Genomic DNA, 18,997 nt, shown 5'->3' on the forward strand with positions numbered 1-18,997 from the left:
ATGCCCTGGAATCGCGACGAGATGGCCGCCCGCGCGGCCCGTGAGCTCGAAGACGGCTTCTACGTCAATCTCGGCATCGGCATCCCGACGCTGGTGGCCAACCACATCCCCGATGGCATTTCCGTCCAGCTGCAGAGCGAGAACGGCATGCTCGGCATCGGGCCCTTCCCGCTCGAGGGCGAGGAGGACCCGGATGTCATCAATGCCGGCAAGCAGACCGTCTCGATGCTGCCGACGACGAGCATCTTCAGCAGTGCCGACAGCTTCGCCATGATCCGCGGCGGGCATATCGACCTGTCGATCCTGGGCGCGCTGCAGGTGGCCCAGAACGGCGACCTCGCGAACTGGATGATCCCCGGCAAGATGGTGAAGGGCATGGGCGGCGCCATGGACCTCGTCGCCGGCGTGAAGCGCGTGGTCGTGCTGATGGAGCACACCGCCAAGGGCGACGCCCCGAAGCTGCTGAAGGAGTGCGAGCTGCCGCTCACCGGTTCCCGTGTGGTGGACATGGTGGTGACGGAGCTCGCGGTCTTCACCCTCGACCGCCGGGGCGACGAGGGCATGCGCCTGATCGAGCTGGCGCCCGGCGTCACGCTCGACGAGGTGAAGGCCAAGACGGCGGCCGATTTCAAGGTCGCGCTCTAGCCTGAACGGGCCGGGCGATGGCGCCCGGCCCATCCGGACATGCGACCGGAGGCCGCCGGAGGGGTTGTAGTGACCGCATTGCAACGGAATCCGCGCTAGCATGTCCCCGACTTCCGGCCTCCGACGGCTCGGCCGCCTCTGGTCCGACGTGAAGGCGGCGCTCTTCGCCTCGGATCTCGACGCCGCTCAGGACGAGATTCGCGTCCAGGCGCGCTCCACCGCTCCCGTCATCTGGCTCGTCGGCAAGACCGGCGCGGGCAAGACGGCCATCGTCTCCGCCCTTACCGGCGATCCCCGAGCCGAGGTGGGGGAGGGCTACCAGCCCTGTACCCGGCAGGCCTCCTTCTACGACGTGCCCGAGGAGGCGCCCTTCCTCCGCTTCCTCGACACGCGCGGCCTGGAGGAGGCGGGCTACGATCCCGCCGAGGACATTGCCTGGTGCGAATCGCAGGCGCACCTCCTCCTCGCAGTCATGCAGGTGGACGATCCGGCCCAGGAGCCGGTGATGAAGGTGCTGCGCCAGGCCCGCCGCCGGCACCCGGACTGGCCGCTGGTGGTGGCGCAGACCGGCCTGCACCGCCGCTACCGGCCGGGCACCGGCCATCCCGCGAGCTTCGACGAGGCCGCCCTGCCCGAGTCGCTGGCCGATGCCCTGGCCCATCAGCGGGGCCTGTTCCGGGGGCTGCCGGGCGAGGACAAGCCGGTCTTCGTGCCGATCGACTTCACCCAGCCGGAGGACGGCTTCGAGCCCCGGGCCTATCGGTTGGAGGCGCTGGACGCCGCCCTCGAGGCCGCGATGCCGGATGCGCTCGACGCCCTGCACGCCGCCCGGGCGGATGAGGGCAATGACAGCCGCCAGCGCGCCGCCCGCCGCACCGTCTACGCCTATGTAACCCTGGCCGCCGCGGCCGGGGCCGTGCCCATCCCGCTGGCCGGCATGGCCGGGCTCGCGGCGATGCAGGGCGCCATGCTCAACCGCCTGGCCCGGCGCTACGAGGTGGAATGGACGCCGAGCCTCTTCGGCGCCTTCGCCGGCAGCCTGGGCGTGGGCACCATCGGCTGGTTCGGCGCGCGCTACCTGGTGACGGAGGCCGTGAAGCTCGTGCCCGTGCTGGGGACGGCGGCGGGCATGGCGCTCAATGCCGGCACGGCCGCGGCCGTCACGGCCGGCACCGGCGAGGCCGCGCTGGTCTTCCTCCGCGCGCTCCGGGCCGGCCAGTCCGCCCCGCCGGAGGAGGTCCGGCAGGCCTATCGCGACGCCTTCCGCGCCTGGCGCGCGCGCCGCCCATGAACTGGGCCCGCCGCCACTGGCTGGAACTGCTCCTGACCGTGCTGCTGGCGGTGCCCTGGCTCTCGCTCTTCGGCCTGGGCCTGCTCTGGCTCTGGCAGAACCACCGCGTTTTCGAATGGGCGGTGGCGGCGGCTGCGCTGGGCCTCGTCGGATGGCCCATCCGGGCCTTGCTGCGGCGCCGGGCCCGCGCCCGGGCGGCGGCGCTGCTGGCCGGCGAATCGGGGCGCGAGGGCGACTGGGACACCGAGTCGGCCGAGGCCTGGGCCAAGGTCGTCCGCTTTGCCGAGGAGACGAAGCCCCTCGATCTCGACGATCTGGGACGGGCGGAGGCCCTGGCGCGCGAGACCGTCGCGCTCGTGGCGGCCCATTTCCATCCGGGCCAGGTCGATCCGATGGCCCGGGTCACGCTTCCGGAGGCCCTGCTGGTAAGCGAGCAGGTGGCGCACCGGCTTCGCCGCTGGGTGATGGAATTGCCGGGCGCCTCGCGGATTCGCATCAGCGACGCCCTCTGGCTCCAGCGCCTGGTCGACCGCTATGGCCGGGCGGCGCAGCTGGCCTATGACGTGGGCGAGACGCTCTATCGGGTGGCGCGGGCCGGCGCCAACCCGGTGCAGGCCATCGCGCAGGAGGGGCAGCGACTCGCCTTCGGGGCCACGGGCGGCTTCCTCGGCAACAACCTCCGGCGCGCCGCGACGGCCAAGCTCATCCACGAGACGGGCCGCGCCGCGATCGACCTCTATTCCGGCCGGCTGCGGCTTTCCTCCCTGGAACTGGCCGAGCTGGCCCGTGCCGACGCCGAGTCGGCCCAGCCCGAGGCACCGCCGCGGCTGCTGCTCGTCGGCCAGGCGAATTCCGGAAAGACCTCGCTTCTCAATGCCTTGGCCGGCAGCGCCCGCGCCCTGGTGGGCTCTCTTCCGAGCGAGGGGCCGGTGCGCGAGCACCTGGTCACGGTCGAGGGGCGGCCGGCCCTGAACATCGCGGATATGCCCCCGCTGGCCGATCCCGCGCGATTCCTGAAGGAGGCCGCGCGGGCGGACATGATCCTCTGGGTCGCCTCGGCCACCCAGCCGGGAAGGGGCCCCGACGTCGCCGCGCTGGAGGCGCTGCGCGGTTGGGCGGGTGAGCAGCGCAGCCATCGCCCGCCGCCGATCCTCGCGGCCATGACGCATGCGGATCTCCTGCGGCCCGCCGCGGAATGGGCGCCGCCCTACGACCTGGACAAGCCCGGGGGCGCCAAGGCTCGCAGCCTCCGCGCCGCGCGGGACTCGGTGGCGGCTTCGCTTCTTCTGCCGCCCGAGTCGGTCATCCCCATTGCGCTGCCCGATGGCGGCCCCACCTGGAATGTGGACGTGCTGTGGGAGCGCCTCGTCGCGGAGCTGGATTCCGCGCGGCGGGCCCGCAACGAGAGGCTGTTGGACGAGGGCGCGACGGCTTCGGCGATGGTCGAGGCGAACCGGGCGCTGCGCGGCGGTTGGCGCCTTCTGAAATCGGCGGTGAAACAGTAGCCGCCGATTGGTTGCCGTGCCGTCATGCGTGTGATAGAGCGCCCTCGCTTTGCCAGGGAAACCCCTGGCTGAAACCTCATGAACCGGGACAGCAAGGTGGCCGTCGAGACCATTTCCCCGAACGCGCCCCAGGCTGGCGGCGTCGCCGAGCGTTATGCCCTCGCCCTTCTGGGCCTGGCGGACGATCTCAGGCCGACCGACCCGGGCGCGATCGACCGCATCGCGACGGATATCGACGGCCTCGCCGCCATCTGCCGTAGCAATGCCGACTTCAGGGCCCTGATTGCCGATCCGCGCCGCGGCGCGGCGGAGCAGCAGAAGGCCGTGACCGCGATCCTGCAGTCTGCCGGCATCGGCGACGAGGTGCGCAAGCTGGTGGGCGTGCTCATCGCCAACCGCCGGCTCGCCGCGCTGCCCGACGTGGCGGCGGCCTTCGGCGCCAAGCTCGCGCAGCGCCGTGGCCAGCAGGTCGCCTACGTGACCACCGCTTTCCCGCTCACCGACACGCAGCGCGCGCAGATCGCCGCCCGCCTGACGGAGAGCGGCATTTCCGGCGTCAAGCTCGTCGAGGCGCAGGATCCTTCCATTCTGGGTGGCCTGATCGTCCGGATCGGCTCTCGCCTGTTCGACAACAGCCTCAAGTCCAAACTGCAGCGCATGCAATTCGCCATGAAGGGAGCCGCCTGAGATGGAAATCCGTCCGGCCGAGATTTCGGAGATCCTGAAGCAGCAGATCGCGGGCTTCGACGCTGATGCCAACGTGGCCGAGGTCGGCACCGTGCTGACGGTCGGCGACGGCATCGCGCGTGTCTACGGCCTGCAGAACGTGATGGCGGGCGAGCTGGTGGATTTCCCCGCTTCCGGCATCAAGGGCATGGCGCTGAACCTCGAGACCGACAATGTCGGTATCGTGCTCTTCGGCTCCGACATTTCCGTCCGCGAGGGCGACACGGTCAGCCGCACGGGCGCGATCGTGGACGTGCCGGTCGGCAAGGGCCTGCTCGGCCGCGTGGTCGACGGCCTCGGCAACCCGATCGACGGCAAGGGCCCGCTCACCGACGTGACGCGCCAGCGCGCCGAGGTGAAGGCGCCCGGCATCATTCCGCGCAAGTCGGTGCATGAGCCGATGCAGACGGGCATCAAGGCCATCGACGCCCTGATCCCGATCGGCCGTGGCCAGCGCGAGCTGATCATCGGTGACCGCCAGACCGGCAAGACCGCCGTGATCGTGGACACCATCCTGAACCAGAAGACGGTCAACGCCGGCGATGACGAGAGCAAGAAGCTCTACTGCATCTACGTCGCGATCGGCCAGAAGCGCTCCACCGTCGCCCAGCTCGTGAAGACGCTGGAAGAGAACGGCGCGCTCGAATACTCGATCATCGTCGCCGCCACGGCTTCCGACCCGGCGCCGATGCAGTTCCTGGCGCCCTACACCGGCGCCGCTATGGGCGAGTTCTTCCGCGACAGCGGCCGGCACGCGGTCATCTTCTACGACGATCTGTCCAAGCAGGCCGTCGCCTACCGCCAGATGTCGCTGCTGCTGCGCCGTCCGCCGGGCCGCGAGGCCTATCCGGGCGACGTGTTCTACCTGCACTCCCGCCTGCTCGAGCGCGCGGCGAAGATGGGCGACGCTGCCGGCAATGGCTCGCTGACGGCGCTGCCGGTCATCGAGACGCAGGCCGGCGACGTGTCCGCCTACATCCCGACGAACGTGATCTCGATCACCGACGGCCAGATCTTCCTGGAGACGGAGCTCTTCTTCAAGGGCATCCGCCCCGCCGTGAACGTCGGCCTCTCGGTCTCGCGCGTCGGTTCCGCCGCGCAGATCAAGGCGATGAAGCAGGTGGCCGGCAAGATCAAGCTGGAGCTGGCGCAGTACCGCGAGATGGCGGCCTTCGCGCAGTTCTCGTCGGATCTGGACGCTTCCACCCAGGCCCTGCTGAACCGCGGTGCCCGCCTGACCGAGCTGCTGAAGCAGCCTCAGTTCAAGCCGGTCGCGGTCGAGGATCAGGTCATCGCGATCTTTGCCGGCACCCGCGGCTATCTCGACAAGCTGCCCCTGAACAAGGTCGGCGAGTTCGAGGCGCGCCTGCTGGGCGAGCTGCGTTCGAGCGCGCCGGACATCGTGGCGGCCATCCGGAATGATCGCGAGATCAAGAAGGAGACCGAGGCCAAGCTCGTCGCGTTCCTCGACAGCTTCGCCAAGTCCTTCGCCTGAACGCCCCACTAGACCTGGCGGAGACCCACTGAGATGGCGACCCTGAAGAGCCTGCGCCTGCGGATCAACAGCGTGAAGTCCACGCGGAAGATCACGCAGGCCATGAAGATGGTGGCCGCCGCCAAGCTCCGCCGCGCGCAGACCCAGGCCGAAGCCGCCCGCCCCTATGCGGAGCGGATGGAGCGGATGCTGGCCTCGCTCGGCGCCTCGGTCGCCGGCAGCCCCGACGCGCCGAAGCTGCTGGTCGGCACCGGCTCCGAGCAGGTTCACCTGCTCGTGGTCGTCGCCGCGGATCGCGGCCTGGCGGGCGCCTTCAACACCAATGTGGGCCGCTTTGCCCGCAACCGCGTCCGCGCGCTTGAGGCCGAGGGCAAGACCGTCAAGCTTCTGACGGTCGGCCGCAAGGCGTCGAGCTACCTGAAGCGGGAACTGGCGAGCCGCGTGATCGGCGAGATCAGCTTCGCCGGCAAGAAGATGGTGAGCTTCGAGGACGCGGCCGAGATCGCCGAGCGCGTGACGCTGATGCTCGAGGACGAGGCCTTCGACGTCTGCACGCTGGTGTACAACCGCTTCAAGAACGTCATCAGCCAGACCCCGGTCGAGCAGCAGCTCATCCCGGCGCCGATGCCGGAAGTGGTCGTGGCCGCGCCGAGCGAGGGCGCCCCGGCGCTCTACGAGTTCGAGCCGACCGAGGAGGAGATCCTCGCGAAGCTTCTGCCGCAGAACCTGGCGATCCAGGTCTACCGCGCGCTGCTGGAATCGGCCGCCGGCTTCTACGGAAGCCAGATGACGGCGATGGACAATGCCACGCGCAACGCGGGCGAGATGATCAACAAGCTGACGCTGAACTACAACCGTACGCGCCAGGCCAACATCACCCGCGAGCTGATCGAGATCATCTCGGGTGCCGAAGCCCTTTAAGCGCCGCATGACGAAGGAATCCGGGCGATGAAGAACAATGTCGGTCAGGTGACGCAGGTGCTCGGCGCCGTGGTGGACGTGCAGTTCCCCGCCGAGCTGCCCGCGATCATGAACGCGCTCGAGCTGAGGATCGGCGAGCAGCGCCTGGTCCTCGAGGTCGCGCAGCACCTTGGCGAGCGCACCGTGCGCTGCATCGCCATGGACACGACCGACGGTCTGGTCCGCGGCACCGAAGTGACCGACACGGGCAAGGGCATCTCCGTCCCCGTCGGCCCCGGCACGCTCGGCCGCATCCTGAACGTCATCGGCGAGCCGATCGACGAGCGCGGCCCGGTTCCGGCCACGATGTTCTACCCGATTCACCGCGAGGCGCCCGCCTTCGACGAGCAGGCGACGAGCGCGGAGATCCTGGTCACCGGCATTAAGGTCATTGACCTGCTGGCCCCCTACCTGAAGGGCGGCAAGATCGGCCTCTTCGGCGGCGCCGGCGTGGGCAAGACCGTGACCATTCAGGAGCTGATCAACAACATCGCCAAGGGCCATGGCGGCGTGTCCGTCTTCGCCGGCGTCGGCGAGCGTACGCGTGAGGGCAACGACCTCTACCACGAGATGGTGGATGCCGGCGTCATCAAGCTGAACGACGGCAACACCGAGGGCTCCAAGGTGGCGTTGGTCTATGGCCAGATGAACGAGCCGCCGGGCGCCCGCGCCCGCGTCGCCCTCTCGGGCCTCTCGATGGCGGAATACTTCCGCGACGAGCAGGGCCAGGACGTGCTCTTCTTCATCGACAACATCTTCCGCTTCACGCAGGCCGGCGCCGAGGTGTCCGCGCTTCTGGGCCGCATTCCTTCGGCGGTGGGCTATCAGCCGACCCTGTCGACGGACATGGGCGCCCTGCAGGAGCGCATCACCTCGACCAAGAAGGGTTCGATCACCTCGGTGCAGGCCATCTACGTGCCCGCCGACGATCTTACCGACCCGGCGCCCGCGACCTCCTTCGCTCACCTTGACGCCACGACCGTGCTGAACCGCTCGATCGCCGAGCTCGGCATCTTCCCGGCCGTGGATCCGCTCGACTCCACGAGCCGCGCGATGGATCCGCGCGTCGTCGGCACCGAGCACTACGAGACGGCCCGCGAAGTGCAGAAGATCCTGCAGACCTACAAGTCGCTGCAGGACATCATCGCCATTCTCGGCATGGACGAGCTGTCGGAAGAGGACAAGCTGATCGTGGCGCGCGCGCGCAAGATCCAGCGCTTCCTCAGCCAGCCCTTCCACGTGGCCGAGGTCTTCACCGGCACGCCGGGCGTGTTCGTGAAGCTCGAGGACACGATCCGCAGCTTCTCGGCGATCTGCAAGGGTGAGTACGATCACCTGCCGGAAGCGGCCTTCTACATGGTCGGCACCATCGAAGAGGCCGCCAAGAAGGCCGAGACCCTGAAGCAGGCGGCCTAATCTTAAGCCCTCAGACGCCGGGCGGCCGCGTTCGCGGCCTTGGCTTCGCCGCGCCACTGGCGCGCTGAGCTGGACGGTGGAGTGGGCGGCGCCGGCCGCGGTCGCGGCCGGATCGATGTGAAGTCGGCGCCAGGACGGTGGTTCTGGCGCTGGTTTGGTGACGGGGAATTCGCATGGCCACCTTCCAACTCGAACTGGTCTCGCCGGAAAAGCTGCTCCTCTCCCGTCAGGTGGAGATGGTCGTCATCCCCGCCGCCGAGGGCGAGATGGGCGTGCTGCCCGGGCATGCGCCGATGATCGTGGCGCTGCGCGGCGGCGTCATCCGCGTCGTCGAGGGTGGCCGGGATGCCGAGCGGCTCTTCGTCGCGGGCGGCTTCGCCGAGGTGACGCCCGATCGCGTCACCGTCCTCGCGGACGAGGCCACGCCGGTCGCCGAGCTGTCGAAGGCCGAGGCGGAGCGCCGCATCGCCGAGGCCGAGGCCGGCTACAACGCCGCCACGATGGACACGCCGGAGCGCCGTGACGCGGCGATGGCGAAGCTGCTGGCGATGCGCGCGATGCTCGCTTCCGCCGAAGCGGCTTGAATTTCCTGTCTTCATCCCGCATTTCTGAGGTTCAGGAGGGTGCGGGCTGAGCGGAACCGAAGCCGTGGCCCCACAGCGGCCAACTGGCTTCGGGTGTAGGGCGGTATGAAGCACTGGACGATTGAGCAGGTGGCCTGGGACCGCTTCGACCCTTCCAAGGTCGATCCCGAGGTGGTTCCCCTCATCAAGGCCGCCGCCATGGTCGAGCGCAACGGCGACGACTACGCGCTGTACCTCAAGAGCGTCTTCCACGACGATCCCGACTTCTCGCAGGCGGCCGACAACTGGGCCGTCGAGGAGATCCAGCACGGGGACGCGCTGGGGCGCTGGGCGAGCCTGGCCGACCCCACTTTCGAATACATGCCGTCCTTCCAGAAGTATCGGGAAGGCTACACCATCGACGTGAAGGCGGACGCCTCGGTCCGCGGCTCCCGTACCGGCGAGCTCATCGCCCGCTGCATGGTCGAGACGGGAACCTCCAGCTACTACACGGCGCTCGGCGAATCTTCCGAGGAGCCGGTGCTGAAGGAAATCTGCCGCCTGATCGCGGCCGACGAGTACCGGCACTTCAAGCTCTTCTATGACCACATGAAGCGCTACCTGGCCCGCGAGAACCTCTCGGTCGCCAAGCGCTTGCGCGTGGCGCTGAGCCGCATCGGCGAGACCGAGGACGACGAGCTCGCCTTCGCCTTCCATTGCAGCAACGATCCCGAGGGCGTGCCCTACGAGCACAACCGCTGCTCGGCCGGCTATATGGGCCGCGCGATGGGCTACTACCGCTTCCGCCATATCGAGCGGAGCACGAGCATGATCTTCAAGTCGGTCGGGCTCGATCCGCATGGACGGATTGCCTACCTCTCCGCTCGCCTCGGCTGGCGGCTGCTCTGCTGGAAGCGCGACAAGTTCCGTCGGATGCTGGATGCCCGGCCCGCTACGCCGCTTCGCCAAGCAGCCTGACGATGCGCCGGCGCGCAGTCCTCGGCGTCGCCGGCACGTTTCCGCTCATCGGCAGCACCGCTGCCCGGGAGCCGGGCCTGCGTGATCTGGCTCGCCCGCGTGGGCTGAGCTTCGGCACCGCGGTCCGCAGCGAGAAGCTCGCCTCCGATCCCGCCCTGGCCGAATTGGTGGCGCGCGAGGCCGACCAGATCGTGCCGGAATGGGAAGGCAAGTGGGAGGCCCTCCAGCCCGAGCGCGGCCGCTTCGATTTCGGGCCGCTGAGGGAGGTGCTCGACTTCGCCCGCGCCGGCAACCAGCGGGTGCGCGGCCATGCCCTGGTCTGGCACGAGGCGATGCCCCCCTGGCTTGCCCCTGCCTTGGCTGAGGGCCCCACCCAGGCGCGGCAGCTCCTGGAGACCCATATCGCCACCGTGCTCGGCGAGACGCGGGGCGCCATCCGCGACTGGGACGTGGTGAACGAGCCGATCTCGGCCCCGCCGGGCGGCGATAATCCGAGCCCGACCGACGGCGACCTCCGCCCGACGCCCTGGCTGAGCGCGCTTGGCCCCGGCTATGTCGAGCTGGCGCTGCGCCTCGCGCGGCAGGCGGATCCCACGCTGCGGCTGACGCTCAACGAATTCGGCGTCTACGCCGATACGCCTTGGGCCCAGGCCAAGCGGGAGCGGCTGCTGCGGGTCGTGCGCGGCCTGCTGGACCGCAACTGCCCGCTCGATGCGATCGGCGTCCAGGGCCATCTCCAGATGCGCGAGCCCTTCCGGGCCGAGCCCTTCGTGGAGTTCGTCGCCGCGCTGCGCGGCCTCGGCCTCGCGGTGCTGATCACCGAGATGGACGTGCGGGAGCCCGACGTGCTGGCTTCCGGCATCGAGGCGCGCGATGCCGCCGTCGCGGAATATGCCGGCGCCTTCCTCGACGCGGCGCGGGAGGGCGGCGCGCGCACCTTCCTCGTCTGGGGCCTCACCGACCGGGATTCCTGGCTGCGGGTCGAGCCGGGCGTGGCGCGGGGCGATGGGGAGGCCACGCGCGGCCACCCCTACGATGCCGAGCTGCGGCCCAAGGCGCTGCGGGCGCGGCTGGCGCGCTTCCTCTCCGCCTGACGCGCACGGCATGGGGGAAGGGAGGCTTCCTATTTCCCCAACGCGCAGTTCCGCTATCCTCGCGGCAACGTCCAGGATCGCAGGAGCTCCAGAAATGACCAGCATCACCCGCAGGGCCGCGCTTGCGCTGCCGCTCGCCGTCCCGGCCCTCATTTCCGCCCGCGCGGAAAGCTGGCGCCCGACGCAGCAGGTGCGGATCATCTGCCCGGCGGCGGCCGGCGGCACGGCCGACATGATGGCGCGGCTGCTGGGCCATCACCTCACCTCGGCCTGGGGCCAGCCGGCGGTGGTCGAGAATCGCGGCGGCGCCGGCGGCATCATCGGCACGCAGGAATTCCTCCGCCAGCCGGCCGATGGGCACACCATCCTCTCGGGCAATATCGGCCCGCAGGCGATCGGCTATTCGCTCTACCGCAACTACCCCTTCACGCCGGACATGCTGATCCCCGTGGCCGGCAGCGTGCGCGGGCCGAACGTGCTGGTCGTCCACCCTTCCGTGCCCGCGAACAACGTGCCGGAGCTGGTGGCGCATCTGAAGGCCAATCCGGGCAAGCTCTCCTATGGCTCGCCTGGCATCGGGCAGAGCGGCCATCTCACCTCGGTCTGGTTTAGCCAGCTCACGGGGACGGAGGGCATCCACGTCCCCTTCCGCGGCGCGGGCCCGGCGGCGATCGAGCTGGTCGCCGGCAATATCCAGTACATGTGGGACAACCTCTCGAGCGGCATTGAGCAGATCCGCGGCGGGCGCGTCCGCGCGCTGGCGGTCTCCTCGGCGGAGCGCAACCCGCAGCTGCCGGACGTGCCGGCCCTGCGCGAGACCATGCCGCAACTGGCCGATTTCGAGGTGAACACCTGGTTCGGCAAGTTCTATCGCGCCGGCACGCCGGCGGCTGCCGTGCAGTCGCTGAACGAGCAGATGCGGGTGCTCTCCGAATCTGAGGCCTTCAAGGCGCGCGTGGCGCAGATCGGCAGCGTTTCCCTCTGGGGCACGCCCGAGCAGTTCACGACCTTCGTGAACAGCGAGATCGCGAAGTGGCGCGGCGTCATCCGCCAGGAAGGCCTGCAGATGGATGTGTCCTGATCCACGGGGATGAGGCACGCTCCCGGCCATAAAAGCAGGGAGCGAGACCATGAACCACCCGTCCCGCAGGGCCGCTTTGGCCCTGCCTTTCGGCGCGATACCTCTTCACGCGGCGCGGGCCCAGGACTGGAAGCCGGACCAGCCCGTCCGGCTGCTGGTGGCCGCCGCGCCGGGCGGCACGACCGACATCATGGCGCGGCTCCTGGCGCCGCGGCTGCAATCGCGCTGGGGCGTCTCGGTCGTCGCGGAGAATCGCGCGGGCGCGGGCGGCACCATCTGCACGCTGGAGATGGTGCGATCCCGCCCTGATGGCGCGACCATCATGTCGGGCAATATCGGCCCGCAGGCGATCGCCTATTCGCTGATGCGCAACCTGCCCTACCGGCCCGAGCAGGTGCTGCCCATCGCCGGCACGATCACGGGCCCCAATGTGCTGGTGGTGAACAACGACGTCCCCGCCCGCAGCGTGGCGGAACTCGCCGCTCTCCTTCGTGCCCAGCCCGGCCGGATCAGCTACGGCTCGACGGGCGTGGGCCAGTCCACCCATCTCTCGCCCGTGCTGATGCTGCAGATGCTGAATGCCGAGGCCATCCACGTTCCCTTCCGCGGTTCCGGCCCGGCCCAGGTGGATCTGCTGGCCGGCAATGTGAACTTCCTGATCGACAACCTGACCGGCGTCATCGAGCACATCCGGGGCGGCCGGGTGCGGGCGCTGGCAGTCACGAGCCGGGAGCGCAGTTCCCAGCTGCCCGACGTCCCGGCGATGCGCGAGACCATGCCCGAACTCACGAATTACGACGTGAGCACCTGGTTCGGCATCTTCGGCCCGGCCGGCATGCCGCCGGCCATGGTGCGGGGCATCAATGCCGAGGTGAACGCCTGGCTCGACCTGCCGGAGACGCAGCGCCGCTTCGCCGAGCTCGGCGGCGTGCCGCTGAAGCTGGGCCCCGAGGCCTTCGCCGATTTCGTCGCGGCGGAGACGCGCAAATGGGCGGAGGTCGTGACGCGCGAGGGCCTCCAGGCCGACGCCGGCTGAGGCGTTTCCGGGCGGGCCCAGGGCCCGCCCGTCTTCTCAGGCCTTCACGTCCATCGCCTGGCGCAGCCCGTCGCTCAGCAGGTTGAAGCAGATGGACGTCACGAAGATGCAGACGCCCGGTAGCACCGCGACCCAGGGCTGCGAATAGATGGCCGTGCGCAGCGTGTTCAGCATCAGCCCCCATTCCGCATCCGGCGGCCGCGTGCCGAGCCCGAGGAAGCTCAGCCCCGAGGCGAGGATCATGCACACGCTGATCAGCGAGGTCGCGTAGACGAAGATCGGCCCCAGCACGTTGCCCAGCACATGCACGCGCACGACGGTGAAGGCCGAGGCGCCCGAGGCGCGCGCCGCATCCACGAAATCGAGGTTGCGCACGCCGGTGGTGACCGTCTCCGCCACGCGGATGATCGGCGGCACGAAGACCAGCGTGAGCGAGAGGATGGCATTTGTGATGCCCGCCCCCAGCGCGCCCGAGATCGCGACCGCCAGCAGCACGGAGGGGAAGGCGTAGAAGACGTCCGTCGTGCGCATGATCAGCATGTTCAGGCGCCCGCCCGCATAGCCGGCCAGCACGCCGAGCGTGCCGCCCACTACGAAGGCCAGCGCCACCGGCACGATGCCCATGAACCAGGAGAGGCGGCCGCCATAGATCAACCGTGTCACCATGTCGCGCCCCAGCTCGTCGGTGCCGAGGGGATAGCCGGGCGTGCCCATGGGGCGCAGCCGGCGCATCATGCTGCCCTGCGTCGGGTCATAGGGGGCGATCCAGGGCGCCAGCAGGATGACGGCGAGCATGACCAGCAGCACGGCGGCGCAGCCGATCGCCATGGGATCGCGCCGCAGGCGCTTCCAGACGCCGGCCCAGTAGCCCCGGGAGACGGCGGCGGCCTGCGCGGCCTGGACAGCCAGCTCGGCCTTGGCAGCGGTGGCGCTCATGGGTGCTTGATCCCTCGCGTCAGGGGGGCGGCCGGAGGAGAGTTGCCGGTCATGCGCGCTTGATCCGCGGATCGAGCGTGGTCTGGATCAGGTCCACCAGCAGGTTCAGCGCCACGAAGAACAGCGCCAGCACCAGGATCGTCCCCTGCAGCACCGGCAGGTCGCGCTGGAAGATGGCGCTGTTCAGCAGCAGCCCCGTCCCCGGCCAGGAGAACACCGTCTCCACCAGGATCGAGCCGCCCATCAGGTAGCCCAGCTGCAGCCCGATCACCGACAGCGCGTTCGGTGCCGCGTTCTTCACGACGTGCAGGAAGATGTTCCACGAGGTCAGCCCCTTGCCGCGGAGCGCCGTCACGAATTCCTGGTTCATGATCTCGGCCACGATGCCGCGCACCGTCCGCGTCACGATACCCATCGGGATCACCGAGAGCGTCACCGCCGGCAGGATGAGGAACTGGAAGTGCTCCCAGGTCCAGGCCCAGTCCGAGCTGCCGCCTGGGCCCGCGCCCATCGCCGGCAGCCAGTTCAGCTGCACCGAGAAGATCACGACCAGCACCATGCCGAGCCAGTAATGCGGCACCGAGACGCCGGCCACGGCCACCGTCACCGCCGCGCGGTCCAGCAGGCTGCCCCGGAAGGTGCCCGCGAGCCCGCCAAGGACGCAGCCCAGCACGAAGCCCAGCAGCGAGGCCGCCACCGCCAGCCGCAGCGTATTGCCGATGGCGGAATGGAGATCGTCCCAGACCGGCCGCCCCGTCGCCAGCGAGCGGCCGAGATCCCCCTGCACGACCTTCGAGAGCCAGATGCCGAACTGCACGGGCAAGGGCTTGTCGAGCCCGTATTCGCGGCGGACCTGCTCCACCAGATCGGCCGGCGCGTCGGGCGGGACGATGGCGTTGATCGGCTCGCCGGGCGCGATCTGCACCAGCATGAAGCACACGAACCCCACCGCCAGCGCGATCGGCACCGAGTAGAGCAGGCGGCGCAACAGATAAAAGAACATTCTGTCAGTCTCCCCGCGCCATTAGGGCGGGGCCGGGCGCGCCGGGCAAGGCGAAGCTGAGATCGATTCGAGGCCGGCACGCTGCCGCTGCCCATGAGTGGGGCAGGGCTGCCGCTCCTGGGAGCTTTTCAGGGCTGTGCCCTGAAACCCGCCCGGGGCCGAAAGGCCCCGGACCCCGCTCCGTTTTCAGTCACCCTCGGGAGGGATGACGTTGGTCTTGAGGCCGCGGACCAGGACGTCGCGCATCGTCTCCGCCGACTTCAGGCGGATGTCGTCCCAGGCCTCGGGGCTGTGGAAGGCGACATGCGGCATGATCACCAGCCGGCCCATCAGCCAGGGCTCCTTCGCGCGATAGGCGCGCAGCAGGTTCGGGATGGGATCGACCGGCGGCTCCACCGGCAGCACGTCCAGCCCCGCCGCCGCGATATGGCCGGAGCGCAGGCCGGCCTCCAGCGCGTCGACGTCCAGGATCGGGCCGCGCGCCGTGTTGATCACCACTGCATTCTTGGGCAGCAGCGCCAGTTCCTTCGCGCCGACCAGGCCGCGCGTGTTGCGCGTGAGCGGGCAATGGATGGACAGCACGTCGGAGGCCGCCATCAGCGCCTCCAGGCTGTCCAGGCGCTGCACGCCGATCGCGCGGTCGGCGCCGTTGGGCAGGGCGGGATCGTAGAAGGCGACCTTGAAGCCGAGCGCCTTGGCCCGCAGCGCCGCCGCTGTGCCGATGCGCCCCAGGCCGAGCACGCCGAAGGTCTGCACGTCGAACCGGCGGACGATGGGGTTCTGGATCACGCCCCAGGCCGCCGGCGGGTCCTGCCGCTGGGCGTCGTGATGCAGCACCAGCCCGCGCCGCAGCGCGACGGTCAGCGCGATGGCGGTGTCGGCGACCTCCTGCGTGCCGTAGTCGGGCACGTTGCAGACGGCGATGCCGCGGCGCGCGCATTCGGCGCGGTCCACGCGGTCGTAGCCGACGCCCATGCGGATCACGACCTTGAGCTTCGGGAATTTTGCCAGCGCCTCGGCGGGGACGGCGAGACGGAGGGTCATGAGGCCCTCGACCTCGGCGCAGAGCTCGTCGGGGAGCTCCATGAGGGATTTTTTGGCGCTGCCGGTGAGGATGCGGACCCCGTCGCCCATGATGCGCTGCTCGAGCGCGGTGTCAGGGTAGAGGGATTCTGGTTCTAGGACGGTGAGCATCCAATTAGGCTACGCGATAAGGATCTTGCATGCCATGCAGATGGCGCGATTTAATTAGTGGGTTAGGTAGACCTTCACCTCACGATCCAGCTTCAATGTCCAAATTGGCATCAGTTAAGGATAAAAACAATGAATTTAATTGAAGCCGTACGGTCCGCCAAAGATGGCAATGCAGTATTGTTTGTGGGCGCGGGCTTGTCTTTTCTCGCAAAGCGAGAAAACGGCGAGGCGGTGCCGGATGCGCAATGGCTGACGGATATTTTACTCGAACAGCCGAAAGGTACAGGATCAAGACATAAATTGGATAGGGTTGCGGGTTCTGTCATACGAAAGAAAGGAAGTGAATTTGTTTATGACAAGATAAAAGAAAATTTTACCGTTCACTCTGTAGACGAAAGACTAACTGATCTATATTCTCTTCCGTGGAAGCGAATATATACGACGAACTATGATAATGCGATAGAAATCGCTCGCGCAGGCAAGTATCCTGTCTCTTCCATAACGATTGATGAAACTCAGACCTCAGCAAAATTGGGCTCGGTTATCCATTTGAATGGCTCCGCAAAACGAGTTAGCCCTGCGAACATGAATTTAGAAATTGCGCTAACTGATTTATCCTATGCGGCAGACCGACTGGCTCAAACAGGATGGCTTAGTTTTTTTGAGCGGGATCTAAATACGTCCAGGGCAATAATATTTGCCGGATATAGTTTATATGATTTGGAGATAGATAAGATACTTTTGGCTGCTGATGGCGTCAAAGAAAAAACTTTTTTCTTCATTGCGCCAGATGCTGATGAAGTTGAAATAAATACGTTGGAGCGTTATGGCACAGTCGTGCCTGGTGGCATAGATATTTTAGTTGAACATATCAAAAGTGTTGCGGCGAGCTACAATCTTCCAATTTTTGTAACTGGCTTTACTGCACTCCGTGAGCTTGTCGCGCAAGATGATGACGTGCGGCGAGGTGTTTCTGTACAAAAACTGACTGAGCAATTGGTCTATGGGAAATTGCCAGAAAATGAAATTTTGGCTCGACAAAACGTATTTGGAGATCGTCCTTTTCTTGTAATGAGAGCGCAAGACGAAGTTGCCAGAAACGCAATTAAACTGGGCCCTTGGCGAGATATATTGTTTGTTGGAGAAATTGCTTCTGGTAAATCCGCAAGCACACTTAATTTGGCTTTATATTTAATAAATCTAGGATACAAGGTATTTTATGCCATATCGACGACTTTATTATCTCAAGATTTAAAAAGACTCAGTGGATCGCCTGAGAAAATTGCCGTTATATTCGATTCATATTTTTTATTTAGAAATGAAATAACGGAATATGCAAGTTCACGGCCACCGAATCATCGGATCATCTTAACCGAGCGGTCGGCAATCCACGAATTAACAAGTCGATTTATAGATGCAACGCCGCATCTCGGACCAATAAAAGAAATTACACTTGGCAAAATTGAAAGTAAAGATATCGAGGCATTTGAAGCGCTTGTTAATTTTGGGGGATTCTGGGGTGAGCGCGCCGGAGCGAATATCTCGGCACGCCAGAACCATATTGGCAAAACTTTAGAGGGTTCGCTGTATCGTTTGCTTATTGAAATTATACGATCGGAAAAAGTACAGGCTCAACTTCGTGATTTATTGCAGCCCCTTTCTTCCGATATTTCAATAGCAAAATCTTTTTGCCTAATATTAATTCTTAATTCAGTAAAAATTAACTTTAGCATCAACGAATGGCAATATTTGTTTGACCGTCAAACTATAAGTAAGATGCTGTCTATGTATGGTGATCAAGTTAGACATTTTATGCTTAGCGACGCTAATCACATTTATATGCGAGGTGGTTTAGTAGGGACTCATATTCTACATGCTTTTATGGATGACGAACTTGTAGGAGATAGTCTGGAATATTTATACGAAAAAGCGATTCGTAGAACAAAGGAAGGAAACGAATGGAAGCAGCTTGTTATCGAATTAGTTAAATTTAGTGCAGTAGAGCCCATGTTTGCAGAACGCACAAAGGCAGCAAATATTTTTCGGTATTATGATGCCATTAGAGTGTACGGAGACACAAGAAATAATCCCGACTACTGGCTACAAATTGGTATTGCCGCGACCGTTCTTGGCGATCTAGTCCGAGGCAAGCTGTGTTTCGAGAATGCTTATGCGCGAGAAAAAGCACGTCCAAAACCTAATCTAACGCGCATAGATAATTATTTTTCGCGATTTCAAATGCGCCAAGCTGTGGCAGAAAGTAATCGTGATGCGGCATTTGAGGTTTTTATTGAAGCAAATGAGCGTTTAGAAAAGCAAATATTTTTAGACAACAATAGGCATTATCCTTTTAAAACAGGTCGATATTTTTCTGACGTAGCATCAAAACATTTTAGCTCCTGGGACAGTACACAGAAAACAAGATTTAAATTGGCGGTCGCAAGCATTAAAGCAAAGGCTGAAGAATGGAAGGCTCGAAAAAATGAAATAAACGCAGATGTCGAAATACTTATACGAGAAACTACATCTTTGCTTAGACGGATTTAAACAAAAAGGGAGCGACTTACATCGTCGCTCCCAAAACCCAAGGCGCAAACTCCGCATCCCCAAACCCCAGCCTCTCGCTCTTCGTCGGCTCCCCACTCGCCGTCGCCAGCATGTGCCCAAAGATCCGCGCCCCGCACTCCTGCACGCTCTCCGTCCCGTCCAGAACGGTCCCGCAATTGATGTCCATGTCCTCCTCCATGTGGGAGAACATTGCCGTGTTCGTCGCCAGCTTCAGCGACGGCGCCGGCTTGCAGCCGAACACGCTCCCGCGCCCCGTGGTGAAGCACATCAGGTTCGCGCCCCCGGCCACCTGGCCCGTCGCGCCCACGGGGTCGTAGCCCGGCGTGTCCATGAAGACGAAGCCGCGCTCCCTGACAGCCTCGGCATAGCGCAGCACGTCCACGAGGTCGCCTTCGCCATCGCGCCCAGCGACTTCTCCAGGATCGTCGTCAGCCCGCCCGCCTCGTTGCCCGGCGAGGGGTTGGCGTTCATCTCCGCCCCCTCGCGCGTCATGTCCGCCCCTGCGC

At 65.7% G+C, this 18,997-nt stretch carries 16 protein-coding genes and 1 pseudogene; 13 read left to right on the top strand and 4 right to left on the bottom strand.

Features of this window, described 5'->3' with window-relative positions; genetic code table 11:
* The 12 genes from KHU32_RS05530 (at position 1) to KHU32_RS05585 (ending at position 12,790) form a co-directional block, all read left to right on the top strand.
* Positions 1-645: a CoA transferase subunit B gene (locus tag KHU32_RS05530; protein ID WP_213669009.1), complete on the top strand. Its 645-nt coding sequence runs from the start codon at positions 1-3 to the stop codon at positions 643-645.
* 100 nt (positions 646-745) lie between these two features.
* On the top strand, positions 746-1,936 hold the full coding sequence (locus KHU32_RS05535) for a YcjF family protein (protein WP_213669010.1): 1,191 nt from the start codon (positions 746-748) through the stop codon (positions 1,934-1,936).
* On the top strand, positions 1,933-3,441 hold the full coding sequence (locus KHU32_RS05540; protein ID WP_213669011.1) for a GTPase family protein: 1,509 nt from the start codon (positions 1,933-1,935) through the stop codon (positions 3,439-3,441). The genes KHU32_RS05535 and KHU32_RS05540 overlap by 4 nt, the downstream gene beginning before the upstream one ends.
* Positions 3,442-3,519: 78 nt before the next feature.
* Complete coding sequence (gene atpH, locus KHU32_RS05545; RefSeq protein WP_213669012.1) at positions 3,520-4,128, top strand: ATP synthase F1 subunit delta; 609 nt, start codon at positions 3,520-3,522, stop codon at positions 4,126-4,128.
* Between the two features lies 1 nt (position 4,129).
* Positions 4,130-5,662 (top strand): F0F1 ATP synthase subunit alpha, encoded by a 1,533-nt coding sequence (gene atpA, locus KHU32_RS05550; RefSeq protein WP_213669013.1) that lies wholly within the window; start codon positions 4,130-4,132, stop codon positions 5,660-5,662.
* A gap of 33 nt (positions 5,663-5,695) precedes the next feature.
* Positions 5,696-6,583, top strand: a complete 888-nt coding sequence (locus KHU32_RS05555; protein WP_213669014.1) for a F0F1 ATP synthase subunit gamma — start codon at positions 5,696-5,698, stop codon at positions 6,581-6,583.
* A gap of 27 nt (positions 6,584-6,610) precedes the next feature.
* Positions 6,611-8,038 carry a F0F1 ATP synthase subunit beta gene (gene atpD / locus KHU32_RS05560; protein WP_213669015.1) on the top strand — a complete coding sequence of 476 codons (1,428 nt, stop codon included), beginning with the start codon at positions 6,611-6,613 and terminating at the stop codon, positions 8,036-8,038.
* A gap of 173 nt (positions 8,039-8,211) precedes the next feature.
* Positions 8,212-8,622 carry a F0F1 ATP synthase subunit epsilon gene (locus KHU32_RS05565; RefSeq protein WP_213669016.1) on the top strand — a complete coding sequence of 137 codons (411 nt, stop codon included), beginning with the start codon at positions 8,212-8,214 and terminating at the stop codon, positions 8,620-8,622.
* A 105-nt stretch (positions 8,623-8,727) separates the two neighbouring features.
* Entirely contained in the window at positions 8,728-9,579 is an 852-nt protein-coding gene (locus tag KHU32_RS05570; protein WP_213669017.1) for an acyl-ACP desaturase, read from the top strand.
* A gap of 2 nt (positions 9,580-9,581) precedes the next feature.
* Entirely contained in the window at positions 9,582-10,673 is a 1,092-nt protein-coding gene (locus tag KHU32_RS05575; protein ID WP_213669018.1) for an endo-1,4-beta-xylanase, read from the top strand.
* A gap of 94 nt (positions 10,674-10,767) precedes the next feature.
* On the top strand, positions 10,768-11,754 hold the full coding sequence (locus KHU32_RS05580) for a Bug family tripartite tricarboxylate transporter substrate binding protein (protein ID WP_213669019.1): 987 nt from the start codon (positions 10,768-10,770) through the stop codon (positions 11,752-11,754).
* Between the two features lie 49 nt (positions 11,755-11,803).
* Positions 11,804-12,790, top strand: coding sequence for a Bug family tripartite tricarboxylate transporter substrate binding protein (locus KHU32_RS05585; RefSeq protein ID WP_213669020.1), 987 nt, complete (start codon positions 11,804-11,806; stop codon positions 12,788-12,790).
* Between the two features lie 36 nt (positions 12,791-12,826).
* Here the strand turns inward: KHU32_RS05585 and KHU32_RS05590 are convergent, their stop codons facing one another.
* The 3 genes from KHU32_RS05590 to KHU32_RS05600 form a co-directional block, all read right to left on the bottom strand.
* Positions 12,827-13,726: an ABC transporter permease gene (locus KHU32_RS05590; RefSeq protein ID WP_213669021.1), complete on the bottom strand. Its 900-nt coding sequence runs from the start codon at positions 13,724-13,726 to the stop codon at positions 12,827-12,829.
* 49 nt (positions 13,727-13,775) lie between these two features.
* The gene (locus tag KHU32_RS05595) at positions 13,776-14,729 is read right to left on the bottom strand and encodes an ABC transporter permease (protein ID WP_213669022.1); all 954 of its coding nucleotides are present in this window, start codon (positions 14,727-14,729) and stop codon (positions 13,776-13,778) included.
* A gap of 186 nt (positions 14,730-14,915) precedes the next feature.
* A complete protein-coding gene (locus tag KHU32_RS05600) occupies positions 14,916-15,923 on the bottom strand; it encodes a C-terminal binding protein (RefSeq protein ID WP_213669023.1) in 1,008 nt (335 codons plus the stop codon).
* 129 nt (positions 15,924-16,052) lie between these two features.
* Between KHU32_RS05600 and KHU32_RS05605 the strand changes: the two genes are divergently transcribed.
* A complete protein-coding gene (locus KHU32_RS05605; protein ID WP_213669024.1) occupies positions 16,053-18,470 on the top strand; it encodes an SIR2 family protein in 2,418 nt (805 codons plus the stop codon).
* Between the two features lie 16 nt (positions 18,471-18,486).
* On the opposite strand, the pseudogene KHU32_RS05610 reads toward KHU32_RS05605, so the two are convergent.
* A pseudogene (locus KHU32_RS05610) lies at positions 18,487-18,971 on the bottom strand (altronate dehydratase); the annotation flags it as partial.
* Positions 18,972-18,997: the final 26 nt, after the last annotated feature.

It is taken from the genome of Roseococcus pinisoli (genome assembly GCF_018413645.1).
Taxonomy (GTDB): Bacteria; Pseudomonadota; Alphaproteobacteria; order Acetobacterales; family Acetobacteraceae; genus Roseococcus; species Roseococcus pinisoli.